Here is a 4,274-nt window from a genome sequence, read left to right as displayed (position 1 = left end):
GAGGTGATCTCACGCGCCAATTCGCCCGCGATTTTGCGTTCTCGCTTGTCCAATTTCCAAGTCGCAATGTGTTCAGCGAGTCGAACCAGCGGCATGTGCACGATATCGGCAATCGTGTGTCCCCGCCAACGCACCGCTGCAGCGTCCTCTTGCAACCGTGACCCGTCGCACGCGCTACAATCAATCTCGTCAACAACTTGTTCCAACTTGCCACGCAGTCCCGGCGTCAAACGCGCCGCTTCGGCCAGTGCCGGATAAAAACCTTTGAATTGGTAGCGGAACACGACAACGTCTTGTTTGGATGTCGTTTTTGTTGCCGTCTCGCGATCACTTTCACGGACTTCGATCCATCGTTCGCCCGAGCCGTGAAACAAGATCCGCCGTTGGCTGACGGTCAGATTGTCAAACGGCACATCAATTGGAATTCGCGTTTGACGAGAGAAAGCACGCATCATCCACTGCGATACTGCCTTGTCGACCGATGGCCATAGCAGCGATGCTCCTTCGAGCAGCGTTGCGGTCGGTGTCGAGATTAGCGCTGCGGGATTGGTGCCTGTTTGAGTTCCGAGTCCTTCGCACTGAGGACACCAGCCGACCGCAGAGTTGAATGAGAAATGGTGTGGCGTCAAATTGTTAAACGAACGCCCGCAATCGCCACACACCAAGTGTTGGCTATGCGTGACCACTTTCCACAGCTTTTCATCGACATCGGCTTCGGCAAACCCGACTTGCAACACTCCGATGCCGAGCGACAAGGCTTGTTCGATGCTGTCACTGATTCGAGATCGATCCGATTCTTGCACCACGATGCGGTCGACCACCACTTGGACTTCGTGACGCTGTCGCGCGTCGAGCATCGGGGCGGTGTCCAGCGATGTGGTTACTCCATCGATTCGCACCCGTTGGTATCCGGTACTGCGAAGCGATTGCCAGGTGTCTTCGGATGCCGGCCCCGACTGCACTTCGATTGGCGCCATCAACATGGCACGCGTCCCTTCGGGAAGTGCCATGATTTTGTCGACGATTTGGTCAGGCGTCTGAGTGCCCACGGGCACTTGGCAATCGGGACAATACATCGTTCCAAGCCGAGCCATCAAGATTCGCAAGTAATCGTAAATCTCGGTCACCGTGCCGACGGTACTCCGCGGTGAATGACCCAAATTCTTTTGCTCAAGCGCCACTGCTGGCGACAGCCCTTCGATCCGTTCGACTTTGGGTTTTTGCACTTGGCCAATGAATTGGCGTGCGTATGACGAAAGCGATTCGACGTAACGCCGTTGGCCTTCGGCGTAGATCGTGTCCATCGCCAACGAGCTTTTGCCGCTACCGCTTGGGCCACAGAACACCGTCATCGCGTCGCGAGGAATCTCGACGTCGACCGATTTCAAGTTGTGCTCGGTCGCACCTTCGACCAACACATGCGTGTTCGAACTGGCCATCGTCGTGATGATGCTCGAAAGGATGTTTTCGCTCGGTTTGGCTGCCGTCTTTCGCGGTTTCATGCCCAACGACTTGGCGATCGCCGCGCCGGTGTAACTGCCCTCAACCTTGGCAACGTCCGCAGGACGACCTTCGGCCACGACCAATCCGCCACCGGCGCCCCCTTCGGGACCCAAGTCGATGACCCAGTCGGCGGTTTTGATCACGTCGGTGTTATGCTCGACGATCACAATCGTGTTGCCGCGGTCGGCCAGACCGTGGATGACCTTTAACAGCAGTTCGATATCGGCAAAGTGCAATCCCGTCGTCGGTTCGTCCAGCACGTATAGCGTGCGACCGGTTTCCCGTTTGCTGAGTTCACGCGAAAGCTTGATTCGTTGTGCTTCGCCACCAGAGAGCGTTGGTGAGGGTTGCCCCAGTTTTAGGTATTCCAATCCAACGTCGACAAGCGTTTGCAGCTTTTCAGCAATCTTGGGAATGTCTTTGAACAACGCTAACGATTGTGAGATGTCCATTTCCAGCACATCGGCAATCGATTTGCCTTTGAACTGGACGGACAACGTTTCGCGGTTGTAACGGCGTCCTTGGCAAACGGGACAGGTCACCCAGATGTCGGCAAGGAAGTCCATTTCCAGTTTATTCGCGCCGTTGCCATCACATCCCGCGCAGCGACCGCCATCAACATTGAAGCTGAACCGGCTGGCGGTATAACCGCGTGTTTTCGCTTCGGGCAATTTTGCATACAGATTGCGAATCTCGTCAAAGACTTTGACGTACGTCGCCGGGTTGCTGCGTGGCGTACGTCCGATCGGCGATTGATCGATCGCGATCGTTTTGTCGAGATGCTCGAGTCCTTCGATCGTATCATGTTCGCCACTTTCACATTCCGCCCCGTTCAATGCGACTCGCAATGCCGGTTCCACAATCCCGCCGATCAGCGAACTCTTGCCGCTGCCGGAAACCCCGGTGACACAGGTGACCGTCGCCAACGGGATCGAGACGTCGATGTCGCGGAGGTTGTGAAAGCGAGCCCCTTTGACGGTCAATTGCAGGTTCGGGTCGATGGGGCGTAGCGTTGCCGGCGGATCGATACTGCGTTTGCCCGACAGAAATTGCCCCGTCACGCTCTTGGCCGTGTTGGAAACGGTTTCTGCGTCTCCGGCCGCAACGACGCGCCCGCCCTTGATTCCCGGTCCAGGGCCAAAGTCGACGACCATGTCCGAGGCCCGCATGGTGTCTTCATCGTGCTCGACCACGATCAAGGTGTTACCGCGATCGCGGAGCCGAACGAGCGTTTCGATCAAACGGTCGTTGTCACGTGGATGCAATCCGATTGAGGGCTCGTCCAAGATATACAGCACGCCAACCAGCCCGCTGCCGATTTGGCCCGCCAAGCGAATTCGCTGAGATTCGCCTCCGGAAAGCGTCGGCGCGGTGCGTCCGAGCGTGAGGTAGTCGAGTCCCACACCCAATAGAAACCCTAGCCGCGTGCGGATCTCTTTGAGTGCTTCGGATGCAATCTTGGCATCGGTGTCACTGAGCTGGATGTCGCTGAAAAACTCGATTAGTTCATCGATCGGCAATTCGCACAGCGTGGGCAGTGAGGCTTTATCCGTACCGGCCGCTGCAATGTACTTTTGACTTTTCGTGGTCAGCGTGACGGCGCAGGCTTGCGGGTTCAGCCGCTGTGAGTGGCAATCGACGCACTCGATCGTGTTCATGTACTTTTCGAACTGACGCTGTTGCATCTTGTTCTTGTTTGTACGGTAACGAGCCAGCAGTTCCGGGATGAATCCATCGAATGAATCAGAGTACGTCTTGGCTCGGCTATTGCCTTTCCAAGTGAACTCAAGCGAATCGTCGGTGCCCCACAACCAAACGTGCTTGGCTTGTTCGGGCAAATCTTGCCATTTGCCTTCGAGCATCGTGCCGTCTTTCAGCTCGAGCAGTTCGTCCATCGCCTTGGCAACGCCCTGATAGACGTGACGGCGGTAGCGGCCCATGTCGCCCCAAGATCCGAGCAGTTCGACGGCTCCCTTGCGAACCGATTTTGTTTCGTCGGGAACCAATTGCTGTGGCACAAATGTGTACAGTCGGCCCAGCCCGTCACAGGCCTCGCACATCCCCTGAGGACTATTGAAACTGAACAGTTGCGGCGTGGGCGGTTTGAAACTCTGGCCACACGATCCACAGGAATAACGTGACGAGTAAAGCAGGTCATCGGACGGTTTACCGGCATCGCGATCATTCGCTTCGGACAGCGAAACGACCACACTCGATTCGCCAAGCTTCAGTCCGGTTTCGATCGCTTCGGTGATCCGGCCGCGATCGCGTGAATCGGGATCAATGCGGTCGACCACGACTTCGACATCGTGGCGGTGTTGCCGATCGAGATGCGGCGGGTCGCTCAGCCGGATCGTCTCGCCATCGACGCGGGCGAGTGAGAAACCATGTTTACGCAGGTCCTCGAACAGATCCCGGAACTCCCCTTTTTGGCCGCGGATCAACGGCGCCATCACCCACAACGTCGCTTCGCCAGGCAGTGACAAAATCCGCGAAACGATCGCGTCACGCGACTGGGCCGTGATTTCACATTGGCACTTTGGGCAATGTCCGGTACCGACCCGGGCAAACAAGACACGTAGAAAGTCGTAGATTTCGGTGATCGTGCCGACGGTACTTCGCGGATTATTTCCGGTCGATTTCTGGCTGATCGAAATCGAAGGACTCAGCCCGCCGACAAAATCGACATCGGGTTTCGGCATTTGGCCCATAAATTGCCGAGCGTAATTGCTCAGACTTTCGACGTACCGCCGTTGACCCTCGGCGTACAG

The 4,274-nt window shown here is 56.6% G+C and carries 1 protein-coding gene; it reads right to left on the bottom strand.

What is annotated here, in order from left to right; all coding sequences use genetic code 11:
* Positions 1 to 4,274: excinuclease ABC subunit UvrA (gene uvrA / locus ABX962_RS31495; RefSeq protein WP_372725540.1), on the bottom strand; the 4,274-nt coding region annotated here is incomplete at both ends.

Source organism: Novipirellula sp. (assembly GCF_041583735.1).
Taxonomy (GTDB): Bacteria; Planctomycetota; Planctomycetia; order Pirellulales; family Pirellulaceae; genus Novipirellula.
Note: the sequence above shows the minus strand (reverse complement) of the source record. Positions and strands in the feature narration are given on the sequence as shown.